At 72.3% G+C, this 16,688-nt stretch carries 15 protein-coding genes; 9 read left to right on the top strand and 6 right to left on the bottom strand.

The annotated features are described in order from the left end of the window. Positions 1-33: 33 nt before the first annotated feature. Together ABD143_RS01830 and ABD143_RS01825 are read left to right on the top strand one after the other, a co-directional pair. Positions 34-1,422, top strand: coding sequence for an ATP-binding protein (locus ABD143_RS01830; RefSeq protein WP_379659645.1), 1,389 nt, complete (start codon positions 34-36; stop codon positions 1,420-1,422). Further along, positions 1,419-2,105, top strand: coding sequence for a response regulator (locus ABD143_RS01825; RefSeq protein ID WP_343970181.1), 687 nt, complete (start codon positions 1,419-1,421; stop codon positions 2,103-2,105). Before ABD143_RS01830 ends, ABD143_RS01825 begins: the two co-directional genes overlap by 4 nt. A 58-nt stretch (positions 2,106-2,163) precedes the next feature. Here ABD143_RS01825 and ABD143_RS01820 read toward each other — a convergent pair whose 3' ends face one another. The 4 genes from ABD143_RS01820 to ABD143_RS01805 all read right to left on the bottom strand — a co-directional run bounded on the left by ABD143_RS01820 (position 2,164) and on the right by ABD143_RS01805 (position 5,011). Next, positions 2,164-3,243 carry a hypothetical protein gene (locus ABD143_RS01820; RefSeq protein ID WP_343970178.1) on the bottom strand — a complete coding sequence of 360 codons (1,080 nt, stop codon included), beginning with the start codon at positions 3,241-3,243 and terminating at the stop codon, positions 2,164-2,166. Between the two features lie 170 nt (positions 3,244-3,413). Next, positions 3,414-4,169 (bottom strand): PIG-L deacetylase family protein, encoded by a 756-nt coding sequence (locus ABD143_RS01815; protein WP_343970175.1) that lies wholly within the window; start codon positions 4,167-4,169, stop codon positions 3,414-3,416. Positions 4,170-4,291: 122 nt separating this feature from the next. Continuing rightward, positions 4,292-4,612 carry a hypothetical protein gene (locus ABD143_RS01810; protein WP_343970172.1) on the bottom strand — a complete coding sequence of 107 codons (321 nt, stop codon included), beginning with the start codon at positions 4,610-4,612 and terminating at the stop codon, positions 4,292-4,294. A 93-nt stretch (positions 4,613-4,705) separates the two neighbouring features. Beyond that, on the bottom strand, positions 4,706-5,011 hold the full coding sequence (locus ABD143_RS01805) for a chorismate mutase (RefSeq protein ID WP_343970169.1): 306 nt from the start codon (positions 5,009-5,011) through the stop codon (positions 4,706-4,708). A 277-nt stretch (positions 5,012-5,288) separates the two neighbouring features. On the opposite strand from ABD143_RS01805, the gene pcrA reads away from it, so the two are divergent. After that, entirely contained in the window at positions 5,289-7,625 is a 2,337-nt protein-coding gene (pcrA, locus tag ABD143_RS01800) for a DNA helicase PcrA (protein ID WP_343970167.1), read from the top strand. A gap of 77 nt (positions 7,626-7,702) precedes the next feature. After that, on the top strand, positions 7,703-8,278 hold the full coding sequence (locus ABD143_RS01795; RefSeq protein WP_343970164.1) for a Uma2 family endonuclease: 576 nt from the start codon (positions 7,703-7,705) through the stop codon (positions 8,276-8,278). A gap of 27 nt (positions 8,279-8,305) precedes the next feature. Here the strand turns inward: ABD143_RS01795 and ABD143_RS01790 are convergent, their stop codons facing one another. Both ABD143_RS01790 and ABD143_RS01785 read right to left on the bottom strand, forming a co-directional pair. Beyond that, positions 8,306-9,076, bottom strand: coding sequence for a M23 family metallopeptidase (locus ABD143_RS01790; protein WP_343970161.1), 771 nt, complete (start codon positions 9,074-9,076; stop codon positions 8,306-8,308). A 656-nt stretch (positions 9,077-9,732) separates the two neighbouring features. Then, the gene (locus ABD143_RS01785) at positions 9,733-10,692 is read right to left on the bottom strand and encodes an alpha/beta fold hydrolase (protein ID WP_343970159.1); all 960 of its coding nucleotides are present in this window, start codon (positions 10,690-10,692) and stop codon (positions 9,733-9,735) included. 202 nt (positions 10,693-10,894) lie between these two features. Between ABD143_RS01785 and sucC the strand changes: the two genes are divergently transcribed. From sucC to ABD143_RS01760, 5 genes are all read left to right on the top strand, one after another. Continuing rightward, on the top strand, positions 10,895-12,064 hold the full coding sequence (gene sucC, locus ABD143_RS01780; RefSeq protein WP_343970156.1) for an ADP-forming succinate--CoA ligase subunit beta: 1,170 nt from the start codon (positions 10,895-10,897) through the stop codon (positions 12,062-12,064). A 3-nt stretch (positions 12,065-12,067) separates the two neighbouring features. After that, positions 12,068-12,955, top strand: coding sequence for a succinate--CoA ligase subunit alpha (gene sucD / locus ABD143_RS01775; RefSeq protein ID WP_343970153.1), 888 nt, complete (start codon positions 12,068-12,070; stop codon positions 12,953-12,955). 156 nt (positions 12,956-13,111) lie between these two features. Then, positions 13,112-13,774: an ATP-binding cassette domain-containing protein gene (locus ABD143_RS01770; RefSeq protein WP_343970151.1), complete on the top strand. Its 663-nt coding sequence runs from the start codon at positions 13,112-13,114 to the stop codon at positions 13,772-13,774. Between the two features lie 106 nt (positions 13,775-13,880). After that, positions 13,881-14,852, top strand: a complete 972-nt coding sequence (locus ABD143_RS01765) for a DUF5336 domain-containing protein (RefSeq protein ID WP_343970148.1) — start codon at positions 13,881-13,883, stop codon at positions 14,850-14,852. A gap of 150 nt (positions 14,853-15,002) precedes the next feature. Then, positions 15,003-16,664 carry a cell division protein PerM gene (locus ABD143_RS01760; RefSeq protein ID WP_343970145.1) on the top strand — a complete coding sequence of 554 codons (1,662 nt, stop codon included), beginning with the start codon at positions 15,003-15,005 and terminating at the stop codon, positions 16,662-16,664. The last annotated feature ends 24 nt before the right edge of the window (positions 16,665-16,688 follow it).

The raw sequence follows: 16,688 nt of genomic DNA, 5'->3' as shown, positions 1-16,688 counted from the left end.
ACTGCCGTCCGGCCGGAGCCTGCGGCATAGGGGATGGCCCCGAGCCGCCCCGGAGGTTTCCCCGATGTCCCTCCTTCCCCCGCGTGTGACCATGGGTGCGTGACAACGGTTCCCGCGGCCGCTCCGCCGCAGCCCGCGCCGACGCCGTCGGGCACGCCGCCGATGCTGCGCAGGCGCAGCGGCCGCTTCGTCGCGGGTGTGGCCGGCGGGGTGGCCGACCACCTCGGGGTCAACGTGCTCTGGGTGCGCGCCGCCTTCGTGGTGCTCTCCGCCATCAACGGCGCCGGGGTGATCGCCTACGGGCTGCTCTGGATCTTCGTGCGGCAGGAGCCGCGTGACGTGCCCCGCGTGCTCGGGCGCACTGAACGCCAGCAGGCACTCGGCCTCGCCGCGCTCGGGATCGGTGCCGGGCTCGCCGCGGCCGCGCTCGGCAACACGTTCGTGGGCTGGATCGTGGGTCCGCTCGGGGTCGCTGCCATCGGTGCCGCGGTCGTCTGGCGGGAGGCCGACGAGTCGCAGCGCAGGCGCTGGACGGCGGGCGCGCGCTCGGGCGTCACCGGGGTCGCCGGCGGCGGACGCACCGGGGTGCTTCGGGTCGTGGCAGGCGCGCTGTTCGTCGCCACGGGGATCCTGGTGTTCCTTCTGGGCAACCTCGACCTCTCGCAGGTGCAGTTCGGTCTGCTCGCGGTGCTGGCCACGCTGGTCGGCGTCGGCGTGCTCACCGTCCCGTGGTGGGTGCGGCTGATGCGCGAACTCGGCGAGGAGCGCCGCGAGCGCATTGTCGAGACCGAGCGGGCCGAGATCGCCGCGCACCTGCACGACTCCGTGCTCCAGACACTGGCGCTGATCCAGCGCCAGGCCGACCAGCCGCGCGAGGTGCTGCGGCTGGCCCGCGGGCAGGAGCGCGAGCTGCGGCACTGGCTGTACGGCCCCACGGGCTACGGCCGCTCCGGACGCGCCTCGGGCGAACCGGCGCTGGACGCCGGGCTGGCCGACGCGATCACGACGGCCGCGGCCGAGGTGGAGGACACCTACGCGATCGACGTCCGTCCTGTCGTGGTCGGCGACCGTCCGCTCGACGACGGGCTGCGCGCGCTCGTGCTCGCAGCCCGGGAGGCCATGGTCAACGCGGCCAAGCACGCCGAGGTGAGCGATTTCAGCGTCTACGTGGAGGTGGAGCCCGAGGAGGTGCACGTGTTCGTGCGCGACCGCGGCGTCGGGTTCGACCCGGACGCCGTGCCGGGCGACCGGCACGGGCTGGCCGACTCGGTACACGCCAGGATGGCCAGGCACGGGGGCTCGGTGAAGCTGCGCAGCGCCCCGGGCGAGGGCACCGAGGTGCATCTGAGCATGCCCGTGGACGGGCTCACCGATGGCGAGGGCCGGCCGGAACCGCAGGCCGAGAAGGAAGCGAAGAGATGACCGACTCCAGCACCGACACCGGCGGCGATGCCGCCCCGATCCGCGTCTTCCTGGTCGACGACCACGGGCTGTTCCGGGCGGGGGTGCGCGCCGAGCTGGAGCGCGGCATCCCGGACCTCACGGTTGCGGGTGAGGCCGGCTCCGTCGACGAGGCGGTGGCCGGGATCCGGCACGTGCGTCCCGATGTCGTGCTGCTGGACGTCCACATGCCCGACGGCGGCGGTGCCGAGGTGCTGCGTCAGATCCGCCCCGAGCTGCCCGACGTGGTGTTCCTGGCCCTGTCGGTGTCCGACGCGGCCGAGGACGTCATCGCCGTGATCCGGGCCGGGGCCCGCGGCTACGTCACGAAGACGATCTCGGGCCGGGAGCTGGCCGATGCGGTGCGCCGGGTGCAGGCGGGCGACGCGGTGTTCTCCCCGCGCCTCGCGGGCTTCGTGCTCGACGTGTTCTCCGACCGGCCCGGCGCCGCCCCGCCCGGCGACCCCGAGCTCGACCTGCTGACCCGCCGCGAGCGGGACGTGCTGCGGCTACTCGCACGCGGCTACGCGTACAAGGAGATCGCCGGGGAGCTGTTCATCTCGGTGAAGACCGTGGAGACCCACGTGTCGAGCGTGCTGCGCAAGACCCAGCTATCCAACCGCTACGAGCTCTCCCGCTGGGCGTCGGACCGCAGGCTGGTCTAGGTGGCCCGGCGGGGCAGGGGCGGCGACGCGCCACCCCTTGCGCCCGCCGGGGTGGCGGTCAGCCGAGCAAGCCGCCTGCGAGGTCGCCGACGGTGCCGAGGAGGCCGCCCGACGACTTGCCAGAGCTACCGCTGTCGCCCGACGACTTCTCGTCCTGGGGAGCGGACGATGAGGAGGAGTCGTCGTTCGAGCCGGAGCTCTTGGAGGAGGACGAGGACGAGGACGAACGCGCCGACTTCGTGTCGGCCGAGCTGTTGCTGCTACCGCCGCCCAGGAGACCGCTGACGGCGCCGTCCAGCGTGTCGGTGGTCTTGTTGAGGGTGTCGCCCAGCCCGCCGACCGTGTCGCCGACCGGGCCGCCGACCGCGGCGCCGACCCCGTTCGCGGTGTTGCCGAGCCCGTCGCCGACGCTGCCGACGACGCCCTTCTGCTCGGCCGGGGCGCTGCCGCCGCCCCCGCCTCCGGACGGGGCTGAGCTTCCGTCGCCGCCCCCGCCACCCGCGCTCGCGGTACCGCCCGAGCCGGTGCCGGCAGTGCCACCGGTGTCAGCGGCGCCTGCCGCTGCTGCTGCGGCGGCCGCTCCTGCGGCGGCGTCGGCCGCGGCTGCCGCTGCAGTGCCCGTCGGCACACCCGCGAGGGCGCTCGGGAACGCGATCGGGACCCAGGAGGTCGGGGCCGGGGTGCCCGGGTCGAGCGAGCTGATGGAGGCGGCCTGGTCGAGCTGCACCGTGCCGACCGGCGGGGCGAGCGGGCTGCTCGGGTCGAGCAGCCCCTGACCGGGGTACGTCCCGTCCGTGGGCGGGTCCAGCGCGCCCGTGCCGGCCGTGGGGCCGACGTCGGTGATGATCGCGGCGGTGATCACGGAGCCCGCAGCGAGGAGCGTGCCCGCGGCGATCGTGCCGCGACGCAAGCGCGCGTGGCGGTCGGTGACGGGCTCGTCGTCGGCGTAGTCGTCGGCCTGCTGGTGCGCCCGCGGCTGGATCGGCCGATCGATGGTGTGCGGTGCGCGGCCTTCGCGGCGCAGGAGGCTACCGACGGAGATGCCGCGCCCGGTGTCTTCCTCGTCGTCGAACGCGGCGGGGACCGGGGCGTTGCGGTTCAGCAGGTCGGCGACGGTGACCACACCGGCACCGGTCATGCCTGGCCCACCTCGGGACACCATCTGAGCCACAGCGGGACGTCCTCCCTTGGAGTGAACGGACGAGCGAATGTCTACCGGATGCTGAGAACGCATACCAAGTGTCATTCATCCGCTCGTCTCAGTTCACCCGTTTGGTCTATATCCGTTCGTCGATCGATCCAGACCGCTCATCCGATTGAGACAACCTGAAACGCCTCTGCGAGCCGCCCGTCGCCCCATCCGAACCGTTCGGCCCAGGCTGCGTGCCATGTACGAATTCGGGTCTCGAGATCGTCCATGTGCGCGGTCTGTGACCGGTGCTCACGGAGTGCAGCGATCTTCCGGTCGAAAGTATCGGTCACGTCGACGAGGTGGTCGACGCGGTCGTCGGGTGCGCCCATCATCCAGAGCTCGCCGACGGCCCACGCCTCCAGGCCCTCGTCGGCCAGCAACTCGGGGTGGGCGAACGGGTTGCGCGAGTCCGGGTAGACCGCCGCCAGCGCCGCCTCGCCCACCGCCCGGTGATCGGGGTGGGACGCGCCGAGACGCCGCCACAAGATCTCCGGCGACTGCGTCAGGACGCGTTCCGGCCGGAAGCGGCGGATCTCGCGGCTGATGTCGCGGCGCAGCTCGAGGCTCGGGGTCAGGCGACCGTCCGGGTAACGGAGGAACCGGACGTCCTGCACTCCGAGCACGGCGGCCGCGGCCCGCTGCTCGGCCTCCCGCAACGGTCCCATCTCTTCGCGCGGGGTGTCGTCGAAGCCACCGGCGTCACCGGACGTGCAGATGCAGTATCCGACCTCGATGCCGGCCTTCGTCCAGGATGCGATTGTGGCGGCCGCGCCGAAGTCGACGTCGTCGGGGTGTGCGGTGACGACGAGGACCCGCGACACATCGTCGCGGACGGTCGCCCGACGAACGGGATCGCTGGAGAGGGTGCCCACCGCGGCACTGTACGAGCGCGCGGCCGCGCGGTTGGGGCTACCCGGTCTCGGGACGTCCGCCCCGCACTGCGCCGATCACCGACTGAGCCGATCAAGAACGGGCCGATCAAGGACCGGATCGGTCAGTGGAGGCTGCGGAAGCGGCTGCGCGTGGAGTCGAGCGCCTGCTTGGCGTAGAGCCCCGCGCCGCCGCCGATCAGCAGGCCGATGAGGTCGACCGGCACCGAGTTGGCCGAGGTCAGCAGCAGGCCCAGCAGCGCGACGCCCGCCGTGCCGCCCGCGACCTTCCATCGGCTGTTGACATAGTCGGTGGTGGTGCCGCCGGAGAGCCCGCGCTTCTTGGCCGCGTTGTTGAGCATCGCCAGGTAACCGACGTGCCCCAGCGCGGCCAGCAGGCCCACGAGAGCCACAACTGCTGCAACGATCCCGAACACAGCGCCCATGCGTCCAGAGTGCCACGGAAGTGGCGTTCTGCGCCGCGCGCGTTCGGGGCGTCAATGCGTGGTGACCGCTTGCGCAGTGCACCGGTCCGAGGCTCAGTGTCCGGAACGGCTGCCGAGGTGGCCACGGCCGAGGCGGAGCAGGAGCATCCCCAGCTCCCTGCCCTCGGCGCCGAGATCGCGGAACCGGGCCAGCACTGCCATCTCCCGGTTGTAGACGATGCGGGGGCCGCCCGCGGCCATCCGGGCTTTGCCGATGCGGCGCGAGACCTCGGTGCGGCGCTTGACCAGTCTCAGGATCTCCGCGTCCAGATCGTCGATCTCGACGCGCAGCTGGGCGATCTCGGCCTCGGCCGGGATGATGTCGTCGGTGGTGGACTCTCCGCTGGTTGTCGCGGTCACGGGTCTCCTCCTGCGTTCTGTCTCCGGCCCGAGACGCGAAAACGCCCCGGGTCCGAAGGACTCCGGGGCGTGGTGGGCGCTGTCAGCTGGCCACGGGAACCGGTGTCCGGTACCCGTAGAAAAATCGCCTGCTGGTCAGTGCCACACCAGCAGTGTGCCACATCCCGAGCGTGTCGGGACCCGGCGGTACTCTTTCGAACACAATGAGGGAGCTTGCGACCGAATCATCAACACTGCGAGCCCGCGAAGCGTCGACCGAGCGCAGCGAGGTTGCACGGTGAGTGCCCTGTTCGAACTGCCGACAGAGAACCCCGTCCAGGCCCGCACCGAACGCGGTGCGGCACTCCTGGAGGGGCTCAACCCGCGCCAGCGCGAGGCGGTGGTCCACGCGGGGTCGCCGCTGCTGATCGTCGCTGGGGCGGGATCGGGCAAGACAAGGGTGCTCACTCATCGCATCGCCTGGCTGCTGGCCGAGCGCGGGGTGCACCCCGGCGAGATCATGTCGATCACCTTCACCAACAAGGCAGCCGCGGAGATGAAGGAGCGCGTCGACGCGCTCGTCGGGCGCCGGGCCAACGCGATGTGGGTCTCCACCTTCCACTCGATGTGCGTCCGCATCCTGCGCCGTGAGGCAAAGCACCTCGGCGTGCGTTCGGCGTTCTCCGTCTACGACGCCGACGACACGCGCAGGCTCGTCGGGCTGGTGGCGCGCGACCTGGAGCTCGACCCCAAGAAGTTCGCGGCCCGCGGGCTCGCCGCGCAGATCTCCAATCTCAAGAACGAGCTGCTCTCGCCCGACGACGGCGCGGCGCGCGCCACCAACGACTACGAGCGCAAGGTGGCCGAGGTCTACGCCGTGTACCAGGCGCGCCTGCGCACGGCCAACGCGTTCGACTTCGACGACCTGATCATGGAGACGGTCGCGCTGCTCCAGCGGCTGCCCGCGGTGGCCGAGTACTACCGGCGCCGGTTCCGGCACGTGCTCGTCGACGAGTACCAGGACACCAACCACGCGCAGTACCAGCTCGTGCGCGAGCTGGTGGCGCCCGCCGCGCCGCGTGCGGAGCCCGGCGAGCTGTGCGTCGTGGGCGACTCGGACCAGTCGATCTACGCCTTCCGGGGCGCCAGCATCCGCAACATCATCGAGTTCGAGCAGGACTTCCCCAACGCCCGCACGATCCTGCTGGAGCAGAACTACCGCTCCAGCCAGCGCATCCTCTCGGCCGCCAACGCCGTCATCGCGCGCAACCCCAACCGTCGCGACAAGCGGTTGTGGTCGGAGCAGGGCGACGGGCACAAGGTCATCGGCTACGTCGCCGACAACGAGCACGACGAGGCCGCGTTCGTCGCCCAGGAGATCGACCGGCTGGTCGACTCGGGGGAGATCCGGAACTCGGACGTCGCCGTCTTCTACCGCACCAACTCCCAGTCGCGCGTCTTCGAGGACGTCTTCCTGCGCGTCGGGCTGCCGTACAAGGTCGTTGGCGGTGTGCGGTTCTACGAGCGCAAGGAGGTGCGCGACGCGCTCGCGTACCTGCGGGTGCTCTCCAACCCTGAGGACACCGTCAGCCTCCGGCGCATTCTCAACGTCCCGAAGCGGGGGATCGGTGACCGCGCCGAGGAGCTGGTGGCCGGCTACGCCGACCGCGAGCGCATCTCCTTCGCCGCCGCGCTGCGGACCGCCGCGGAGCAGCCGGAGCGGCTGCCGGGCCTGGCCACGCGCTCGCAGCGCTGCATCGCCGCGTTCGTCCGCATCCTCGACGACCTCGACGAGCTGGTGGAGCGGGGCGAGGAGACCGCCGAGATCCTCGAGGCGATCTACGCGAAGACCGGCTACACCGCCGAGCTCGAGGCCAGCGAGGACCCGCAGGACGGCTCGCGGCTGGAGAACCTCGCCGAGCTCGTCACGGTGGCGAGGGAGTTCGCAGGCGATGCCGCGGTCGCGGACCTGGACGACTCCGACGTCGAGGTGGGCGCGCCCGCCCCTGGCTCCCTCGCGGCGTTCCTGGAGCGGGTCGCGTTGGTGGCCGACGCCGACTCGATCCCCGACAACGACGAGGGCATGGTCACGCTGATGACCCTGCACACCGCGAAGGGCCTGGAGTTCCCCGTTGTGTTCCTCACCGGCTGGGAGGACGGGGTGTTCCCGCACATGCGAGCCATGGGCGACCCCGCCGAGCTGGCGGAGGAGCGGCGGCTGGCGTACGTGGGCATCACTCGCGCCCGGGAGCGGCTCTACCTGTCCCGGGCGATGATCCGCTCGTCGTTCGGGCAGCCCAACGCCAACCCGGCGTCGCGCTTCCTCGCCGAGGTGCCCGACGACCTCGTCGAGTGGCGGCGCTCGGAACCCGAGCGCTCGGCGCCGGTCGGCCGGTTCGGCTTCGGCAGGCGGCCCGCGGCCACCGACCGCGGCGACTGGCGGGTGCCGGAGCGCAAGCTCACGGCCACCATCCACCTCGAGGTGGGCGACCGCGTCAACCACGACAAGTACGGCCTCGGCACGGTCATCGCTTCGGACGGGGCCGGTGTGAAGGCGACGGTCACGATCGACTTCGGCAGCGCGGGCACCGTGCGGCTGATGCTGATCGGCGGGGTACCGCTGCAGAAGTTGTAGCACCGGTCGGACCGGTGGAACCGTCGGCGCTCGGCTTCCGTCCAATGACGTGTGACACTGACCGGGGGAGGCCCACCATGTCCGTCGACACCCTCTACGAGGCCGTTTTCGCGCACGGCGGTCCCTGGACCGAGGACGAGTACTTCGCGCTCCCCGAGACACCGGCGCGCATCGAGCTCGTCGACGGAATGCTCGTCGTGAGCCCACTGTCGTCGGTGCCGCACCACCGCCTGGTGTACGAGCTCACGCACTTGCTCCGAACGACATGTCCCGACGGGCGGTGGGAGGCTCTTCCCGGCGGCAACGTCCGGTTGTGGCAGGACCACATCAGGATCCCCGACGTGGTGGTCGCCAGGTCCGGCCTCGACGTGCTGTACGTGGACGCCGACGACGTCCTGCTGCTGGCCGAGGTCACCTCGCCCGGCAACTTCCGGCAGGACCGGATCGTGAAGCACACCGACTACGCCGAGGCGGGCATCGCGTTCTACCTGCGGGTCGACCTGCACGACGGCGTCGGGGAGGTGCGGGCGTCGGCGTTCGAGCTGGTCGACGGCTCCTACCGGGAGTACGCCACGGCCCCCGACGGCGTGCTCCGCCTGGAGCGGCCCTGGCCACTCGAAGCCGACCTCCGCGCGCTCGCCCGCGGTCATTGATCGGCAGGGTCCGGCGCCGGGCCAGGGTCAGAACTCGATCCCGCGCTTCCGGAACCAGGGCACCGGGTTGATCTTCGTGCCGTCGGCCTGCCAGATCTCCAGGTGCAGGTGCGGGCCCGTCGAGTAGCCACGGTTGCCGATCTCGGCGATCTCCTCGCCTGCCTCGACACGGTCGCCCTTCTTCACGAACATCCGGTTGACGTGCCCGTACACGCTCTGCGAGCCGTCGGAGTGGCGCAGCACCACCCACAACCCGAAGCCGGTCGCCGGCCCGGCCTCCTCCACCACCCCGTCCGTCACCGCGTAGATCGGCGTGCCGATCGGGCCGGCCAGGTCGATGCCCTGGTGTGCGGTGCCCCACCGCGTGCCGAACACGGAGGTCAGGTGGGCGATCGTCGGCCGGACGTACGCCACGTCGCCGTACAGGCTCGCCTCGGGGGCGCCGTTCGCGAGCGCGGCGTCGATGATCGTGGCCTGGCGGGAGAGCTCGCGGCCGATGTCGACGGCCTTCGCGAGGTTCTGGACGTCCACCTGCGCCCCGGGGTCCAGTGCCTCGAGGGAGAGCGGGTCGGGCAGGAGCTGGTCGCCGCCGATCGCGTCCGTGGCGAGGTCGGCCTGCGCGGCGCGCGTGACCTCCGCGACGGGCAGGAGCGTGCTCACGGGCTGCGGCGCCTGGCCGAGCGGGTTCACCAGGGTCTGGCCGGCCGCCACAACCGCTCCGGCGGCCACCGCGGCGACGGTGGCTCGTCGGTGGAGCGACGCCGGTGGCGGCGGCGGGAGGTGGTGCACACCGGGCACCGCGGCCGCTCCGGCGGCGACGGTGGCCCCTCTGCGGTGCGACGCAGGAGGTGAAGACGCAGGAGGTGAAGACGCAGGAGGTGAAGACGCAGGAGGTGAAGCTGGGACGCGGCGCACATCGGGCACTGCGGCCGCTCTGGCCGCAGGGACGGGGGCGCGTCGGTGGTGCGACGCCGGAGATGGCGGCGGGACCCGGTGCACGCCAGGCACTACGGCCGCCCCGGCGGCGGCCGCGACGACGGGCGCCCTTCCGCGGTGCGACGCACGAGGAGGCGGCGGGAGCTTGTGCACGCCGGGCACCGCGACCCCGCCGGCGGCGGCCGCGGCGACGGTGGCCCGTCCGCGGTGCGACGTCGGAGGTGGCGGCGGGAGCCGGTGCACGCCCGGGGCCGCTACGACGCGCAATCGCATCGTGCGATCCGGGTCGTCCGCCTGGGCGCCGCTTGGGGAGCGGTGGCGCGCCAAGACCTGCCCTTCTCGACGTCTGACCTGGTGGCCATGTCCCGGTCGCGACAGCGCGGGCTGGGGATCCCGCAGTGGCGTTCGGGGTTTGCCACTACTGCTGCCGTGATCGAGCCGTGACCACGAGACGGTAGCGGGCGCTCGCCAGGGCGGGCAAATCGCCTGCCGGCGTGTCCGATGTCGACCAACCCTGTTCAGGACGCGGGGGAGGAACGTTCACGCACCGTGCGCGATCGTCGGGGCGACGCGGAGTGAGCTGCGCGGAACGAGCCGTCTCCCTGCTCCGTCCGGGCCAACCCGGTGACGACCCAGTGGACCGAACGTGAATCAATGGGCAGTGAAAGATGACCGACGTCACACACCTCGAACTCCTCGACCTCCAGGTCCGGGTGCGACAGTCGGCCGTTGCGCTGCGGTATCACCATCTGGTCCATCCGGCTCCATACGACGAGGAACCGGGTCGAGCAGCCGGGCGCCGGCCGGGCGAGCTCCTCCAGCACGTCCGAGCCGGGGCGCAGCTGCCGGGCCAGCGTGGTGGGTATGAGGTAGGCGGTGAGGGTGCCCTGGTGTGGGGTCCCGAGCGTCACAAGGGTGTCGACGGTGGCAGCGCCGCCCATGCGCTGCACGTAGTAGCGCGCGATCATGCCGCCGAGCGAGTGGCCGACGATGTGCACCTTCTCGGCGCCGGTGAGCTCCAGCAGTTGCTCGACGTGCCTGCGCAGCTCGTGGGCGGCGGTGCGGATGTCGCCGGTCAGGAGGCTGTAGTTCACCGCGTGCACGGTGCCGAAGCCGCGCCGGCGCAGCGTGCGGCGGAAGACCGTGAACACCGAGCGGTTGTCCATGATCCCGTGCAGCAGGAGGATCGGTGTCCCGGCGGCCGCCACATCGGTGACGACGAGGCTGCGCCGCACCGGCGGCAGGGAGTCCGTGCGGTATCCGGACGAGTCGCGGAGCTGCTCGCGCAGGAGCCCGGCCGGGTACACGGCCAGGTGTGCCGCGAACCACGCCCACTCGACGGCCAGTCCGCGCATGCCCGCCGGGGCACCGAACGTGCGTGCGGCGTACGCGCCCGCCTTCCCGACCTCGGTGGCGGTGGCCTGGACCAGCGCGGCCGTCGAGGCCAGGCGGTCCAGGCCAGAGCGGACCAGCTCCATGTATAGACGGTAGGTGATGTTTGCCGCTTCCGCACGGACGCGGGTTGTCTGCGAGCTCCGAGCCACCGATGCTCCATAAGGGGTGATAGGTGTCACCAGGGCAGGTCAGAGGCGGTGCGGTTGGCGTCGCTAGGGTCGCTGCGGCAGCGGATTTCGCGGGCTCCGGCCCGCGGCACAGCGGAGTGGGCAGGGAGATAGCCGAGTGGACCTGTACGAGTACCAGGCGAAGGACCTCTTCGCCGCGCACGGAGTTCCGGTCCTTCCGGGCCGGACGGTGGAGACGGCCGATGAGGCCGCGGCGGCGGCCGCCGAGCTGGGTACGGCCGTCGTCGTCAAGGCCCAGGTGAAGACCGGCGGGCGCGGCAAGGCGGGTGGCGTCAAGCTCGCCACCACGCCGGAGGAGACCAAGGAGAAGGCCGAGGCGATCCTCGGCATGGACATCAAGGGCCACACCGTCCACCGCGTGCTGGTGACCGAGGCGAGCGAGATCGCGGAGGAGTACTACTTCTCCTTCCTGCTCGACCGCTCGAACCGCACCTTCCTCGCCATGTGCTCGGCGGAGGGCGGCATGGAGATCGAGCAGCTCGCCGTCGAGCGCCCGGAGGCGCTGGCGCGGGTGCCGGTCGACCCGATCGCGGGTGTCGACAAGGCCAAGGCCGCGGAGATCGTTGCCCAGGGCAAGATTCCGGCCGCCGTGGCCGACCAGGCCGCGGACGTGATCGTGAAGCTGTGGGAGACCTTCGTCTCCGAGGACGCCACGCTGGTCGAGGTGAATCCCCTGGTCCGCGACCCGCAGGACAAGGTCGTCGCGCTGGACGGCAAGGTCACGCTCGACGAGAACGCCGGCTTCCGCCACCCGGGCCACGCCGAGCTGGTCGACCAGCGCACGGAGGACCCGCTCGAGGCCAAGGCGAAGGCGAAGGACCTCAACTACGTCAAGCTCGACGGCGAGGTCGGCATCATCGGCAACGGCGCGGGCCTGGTCATGTCCACGCTGGACGTGGTGGCGTACGCGGGGGAGAAGCACGGTGGCGTGAAGCCCGCCAACTTCCTCGACATCGGCGGCGGCGCGTCGGCCGAGGTGATGGCCGCTGGTCTCGACGTCATCCTCGGCGACCCCGACGTCAAGAGTGTGTTCGTGAACGTCTTCGGTGGCATCACCGCCTGTGACGCGGTGGCCAGCGGCATCGTCGAGGCGCTGAAGATCCTTGGCGACGGCGCGACGAAGCCCCTCGTGGTGCGCCTGGACGGCAACAACGTGGTCGAGGGCCGCCGGATCCTCGACGAGGCGAACCACCCGTTGGTCACGCAGGTGGGCACGATGGACGACGCGGCCGACAAGGCCGCCGAGCTGGCAGCGGCGGGAGCCTGAGAGATGTCGATCTTCCTCAACGAGAACAGCAAGGTCATCGTCCAGGGCATCACCGGCTCCGAGGGCACCAAGCACACCGCCAAGATGTTGGCGGCGGGCACGAACATCGTGGGCGGCGTGAACGCTCGCAAGGCCGGCACGTCGGTGTCGATCGGCGGTAAGGACCTCACCGTGTTCGGCACGGTCGAGGAGGCGATGAAGGAGACCGGCGCGGACGTCAGCGTCGTCTTCGTGCCGCCGAGGTTCGCCAAGGACGCGATGGTCGAGGCGATCGACGCGGAAATCCCGCTCGCGGTTGTCATCACCGAGGGCATCCCGGTGCACGACTCCGCCTACGCCTGGGCGCACACCGTGGCGAAGGGCAACCGCACCCGGATCATCGGCCCGAACTGCCCGGGCATCATCTCTCCCGGCAAGTCCAACGCGGGCATCATCCCTGCCGACATCGCCGGCGCCGGCCCGATCGGGCTGGTGTCGAAGTCGGGCACGCTGACCTACCAGATGATGTACGAGCTGCGGGACTTCGGTTTCTCCTCGGCCATCGGCATCGGCGGCGACCCGGTCATCGGCACTACGCACATCGACGCCCTCGAGGCCTTCGAGGCCGACCCCGAGACCAAGGCGATCGTGATGATCGGCGAGATCGGCGGCGACGCCGAGGAGCGCGCAGCCGACTTCGTGAAGGCCAACGTCACCAAGCCGGTCGTCGGGTACGTCGCGGGATTCACCGCGCCTGAGGGCAAGACGATGGGCCACGCCGGCGCGATCGTCTCGGGCTCGGCGGGCACCGCGCAGGCCAAGAAGGAGGCCCTGGAGGCCGCGGGCGTGCGGGTCGGGAAGACCCCGAGCGAGACGGCCGCCCTGATGCGGGAGATCGTCTCCGGGCTGTAGGCCGGTAAGCCCCTTGCCGGAAAGCCACTTTGCTGCCATCTCATGGCGGGAAGTGGCTTTCCTGCTGTTGGTACCGTGGGATCGTGCGCAGCTGACACCTCCATCCCGCCCTGCGGCTCTGCCCGGGTGGGTCCGGCTTCCGCCCGAGGTGTCACCGTGCCTGCTCCTACCATCGTCTGTTCCGGCCTGGCCTTCGCCTGGCCGGACGGTGCCCCTGTGCTCAGCGGCTTCGATGTCGCGTTCGGCGCGGGCCGCACCGCTCTCGTCGGCGCCAACGGGTCGGGCAAGTCGACGCTGCTGCGCCTCATCGCCGGCCGCCTCACACCCGCGGCGGGCACGATCAGCACGGCAGGCGAGGTCGGGTACCTGCCGCAGGATGTCGCGCTCGACACCCACCGCACCGTCGCCGAGCTGCTCGGCATCGCGGAGCAGCGGGCCGCGCTACATGCCGTGGAGGCCGGTGACCCCACCGCGATCCCGGCCGTCGGCGACGGCTGGGACGTCGAGGAGCGGGCGGCCGCCGCGCTCGCCCGGTTCGACTTGCCGACCGACCTCGACCGCCGGGTGGGCACGCTCTCCGGCGGCGAGGCCGTGCTGACCGGCCTGGCAGGCTTGCTCATGCGCCGTCCGGCGATCACGCTGCTCGACGAGCCGACGAACAACCTCGATCTGGCAAGCGTTGACTGCCTCGCCGAAGCGCTGGTGGCCTACCGAGGGGCGCTCATCGTGGCGAGCCACGACTGGTCGTTCCTGCAGCGGATCGGGATCACCAGGTGGTGGACCGTCGAGGGCGGGCTGCATGAGACGGCCGAACCATGATCATCACCTGACATCGCCCGGGCACGGGGGGTACGACGGGATGCACTAGCGTTCTGGCATCCGCCTGCGCTGGACCGCGGGAGTCCGCACGGAGGGAGTTCGATCGATGACTCAACAGCCAGGACCGCCCGGAACGCCGCCCACGCCGTCGTCGCCTGGGCCCGCCGCCCCGGCAGGGGCGCCGCCGTCGTACGCGGGGTCGTCCTCGTCTGCGGGCGCTCCCGCGGAGTCGGCCGCCGCGGCCACCCCCGCCGACCACCAGCTCGAGCCCGGCCCGGCCCGGCTGCTTGCCCTCGCGGGCGCCGGTCTGGCCGTCGTGTTCGCGGTGCTCGGCTTCTTCGACAGCTCGTTCGGCTTCATCCTCCCGGCGTTCTCCTCCCTGGTCATCGGCGGCGGGCTGCTCGCGGGCACGGCCGTGCTGCCGAAGATCGGCCGGGTGCTCGTGCCCGCCGCCGTCGCCGCCACCACCGGTGCGCTGCAGTTCCTCGTGTTCGTGATCGGCAACGGCGGCTCCGGCATCCTGATCGCTGCGGTGGTCGTCGCGTTCCTGGTGGCCGTTGTGGTGGTCGGGGCGATGCTGCTCGACGTGGGCATCGTCAAGGCCCCGGCGCCGCGCCCGAGCGCGCCGCCCGACTACGGGCAGCCCTCGGGCTACGGCCAGTACCCGCAGGGGTACGGCCAGCAGGGCGGGTACGGCCAGTACCCGCAAGGGGGCTACGGCCAGCAGGGCTACGGCGGCCAGCAGCCGTCCGGGTACGGCCAGCAGGGGCAGCCGGGCCAGTACGGCGGCCAGCCGGGCTACGGGCAGCAGCAGCCGGGCTACCCGCCTGCCGGCTACGGCCAGCAGCCGCAGGGCCAGGCGGGCGGCTGGGGCCAGCAGATCCCGCCGCCCGGGCAGCCCGGTGGTCCGGCCGCGCCGAGCGGGGCCGGGTCGTCCGGCGAGGCCACGACCGCGATTCCGCAGCCCGAGCGGGGCGCGGCCCACGGCAGGCCGGAATCCGGCGGCAAGGGAGACAACCAGGGTGAGGGCGCGGACCAGACCCGGTTCATCCAGCCGGGTGAGCGACCGCAGGGCTGAGCACCGCCCGCCACTTGACTAGAGGAGCGCCCTGAACAACTCGGCCCTACTGCTGCGCTACGGGCGGAGTTGTCCAGGACCCTCCTAACGGACGCCGATCGCTCGGCGTGCCTGCTCGGCCCCCGCGCCGCTCACTGCGACCCTGGGGGCGTGACCCGCGCTCTCGCCGGCCCCGACCACGACCCGACGACCGCCGTACCGGACGACGGGTCCAGCCGTCCCGGGGCGGGCGGCGTCGACGGTTTCGACAGGTTGCGCCTGCTGCTGGCCGGCGCGATGGGCACGGTCCTCATCAGCTACGCGCTGCTCGTGCCGGCCGCCGCGGCCGTGATCCTCACCGGCGGTGCCGGGCTGTCGGTCAACGGGGCGTTCGCCGCGGCGATCCCGCTCTGGCTCGCCGCCCACCAGATCCCGCTCACCCTGCAGGGCCAGCCTCTCAGCATGCTGCCGCTGCTGCCGACGGCGTGTGTGGTCGTCGTGGCCGTCCTCGGGTCCGGCTGGGCTGTGCGACGGCTCGGCGGGCGGTTCCGCACCGACGCCGGGGCCGTCGTCGCGACGGTCGCCGGGGCGCACGCCGCGGTCGCCGTGCTGGGGAGCGCTCTGCTGCCGAGGGCCGCCGAGGTGCTCGTCACGCCGTGGTCGGCGATGGTCGGCGGCGGGCTCGTCGCGGGCACCGGGGCGGTCGTGGGTGTGCTGCGGACCTGCGGGGTGCCCACGGATAGCGCACGCAGGCTCCCCGCCTGGCTGCTGCCCGCCCTGCGCGGCACCGCGGTCGTGCTGGCCGGCCTCGCCTGCACCGGGGCCCTTGTCCTGTTCACGGCCCTCGTGGTACGGGCTCCCGAGGTGGCGGCCGCATTCACGCAGCTCGCGCCGGGCGCGGCCGCGGGGATCGGCGTCACCCTGCTCGCGATCGCCTACTTCCCGAACGCGGTGCTGGCCGGGCTGAGCTGGGCGCTCGGGCCAGGTGTCGCCGTCGGGACGGCGGGGGCGTCGCCGTTCGTCGCGCAGGGCGCGGAGCCCTCGTCGTTCCCGCTGCTCGCCGCCGTCCCGGTCAACACGCCGCCAGTGTGGGCGCTGGCGGTGTTCGTGCTCCCGGTGGCCGTCGGGGTTCTGGCCGGGCGCACCGTCCGCCGGACGGCGGGCGACCATCAGTTCCCCGCCGCCATCGCCACCGTGGTCCTGACGGCGCTCGCCACCGGCGTGCTGGCCGTGCTCGCCGGTGGCCGGCTCGCCGCCGGGCCGTTCGACCCGGTGCGACTGCCCGTCGAGCTCGTCGTGCCGTCCGTGCTGCTGTGGGTCGGTGTGCCGCTCGTGCTCACGGCCGTCCTGCGTCAGGCGGGGGCCGAGGAGCCGCCGGCTGCGGACGAGGACGAGCCCCGGAACGGGCGGCCGGACGAGCCGGACGAGGCGGCCCCGGAGGCCGAACTCGCCGAACTCGCCGAACTCGCCGGTCCTGTCGAGGCCGGCGACGACGGGGAGCAGGTGGCCGACGCGCAACCGGAGTCGGACGCCCCGCCCGAGGAGCCAGACGTCTCGCCCGAGGAACCGGTCGCCCACCAGCGGGCGACCAGCGAGCCGGCGGCGCCGAAGGCCCAGCCCCGCCGCATCGTGCCCCAGCCGCGCCCGGACGAGGCCGCCGCGAGCCCGCGCGCGAAACGGCGCTGGCCGTGGCAGCGCAAGCGCGGGGAGACCCCGGCCCCGCCCGAATCCCCGGCCGTTCCGGAGCAACGCGGCCCCCGAACCGTCGCGGATCTGGTGGCGCAGCGAGCCAAGGAGGCGGCCGAGCGCCATGAGCCCGAGGAGGACGCCTAGGAGGGTCCTGTTCAGGGCGCTCCT

Origin of the sequence: Pseudonocardia aurantiaca (genome assembly GCF_039526725.1) — a bacterium.
GTDB lineage: Bacteria > Actinomycetota > Actinomycetes > Mycobacteriales > Pseudonocardiaceae > Pseudonocardia > Pseudonocardia aurantiaca.
This window is presented reverse-complemented; position numbering and strand designations above follow the sequence as displayed.

Excerpts from the sequence above, each read along its gene's own strand:
- ABD143_RS01820 (WP_343970178.1), bottom strand. The coding sequence starts at position 3,243 with ATGACCGGTGCCGGTGTGGTCACCGTCGCCGACCTGCTGAACCGCAAC.
- ABD143_RS01765 (WP_343970148.1), top strand. The coding sequence starts at position 13,881 with ATGACTCAACAGCCAGGACCGCCCGGAACGCCGCCCACGCCGTCGTCG.
- ABD143_RS01810 (WP_343970172.1), bottom strand. The coding sequence starts at position 4,612 with ATGGGCGCTGTGTTCGGGATCGTTGCAGCAGTTGTGGCTCTCGTGGGC.
- ABD143_RS01830 (WP_379659645.1), top strand. The coding sequence starts at position 34 with ATGGCCCCGAGCCGCCCCGGAGGTTTCCCCGATGTCCCTCCTTCCCCC.
- ABD143_RS01785 (WP_343970159.1), bottom strand. The coding sequence starts at position 10,692 with ATGGAGCTGGTCCGCTCTGGCCTGGACCGCCTGGCCTCGACGGCCGCG.
- ABD143_RS01795 (WP_343970164.1), top strand. The coding sequence starts at position 7,703 with ATGTCCGTCGACACCCTCTACGAGGCCGTTTTCGCGCACGGCGGTCCC.
- ABD143_RS01825 (WP_343970181.1), top strand. The coding sequence starts at position 1,419 with ATGACCGACTCCAGCACCGACACCGGCGGCGATGCCGCCCCGATCCGC.
- sucD (WP_343970153.1), top strand. The coding sequence starts at position 12,068 with ATGTCGATCTTCCTCAACGAGAACAGCAAGGTCATCGTCCAGGGCATC.